At 67.2% G+C, this 384-nt stretch carries 1 pseudogene; it reads right to left on the reverse strand.

Annotated features, from left to right (window positions below):
- Positions 1 to 384 (reverse strand): annotated as a pseudogene (locus tag AB4Y42_RS44360) (urocanate hydratase); the annotation flags it as partial.

Below are 384 nucleotides of genomic sequence, written 5' to 3' on the forward strand. Positions count from 1 at the left end.
CGTGGTGCAGCGACACCCACGACGCGCCGCCCGCCGTGTTCAGCAGCGCATTGAGCAGCGGCCAGTCGCTCACCGCGTCCGAGCCGTCCTTCATCGATTCCGTTTCGCGGTTCGGGCTCGCCACCGAACCGGTGTCGAGGTGGTCGCGGCCGATCACGATGGGCGCCTTCAGCTCGCCGTTCCTGACCATTTCGTTGAACGCCTGGCCCAGACGGTAGCGATCCTTCACGCCCACCCAGCAGATACGCGCGGGCAGGCCCTGGAACGCGATGCGCTCGCGCGCCATGTCGAGCCAGTTGTGCAGGTGCGGATCGTCCGGGATCAGCTCCTTGAGCTTGGCATCGGTCTTGTAGATGTCCTCGGGGTCGCCCGAGAGCGCCACCC

The organism is Paraburkholderia sp. EG286B (genome assembly GCF_040965655.1).
In the GTDB taxonomy this organism is placed as follows: domain Bacteria; phylum Pseudomonadota; class Gammaproteobacteria; order Burkholderiales; family Burkholderiaceae; genus Paraburkholderia.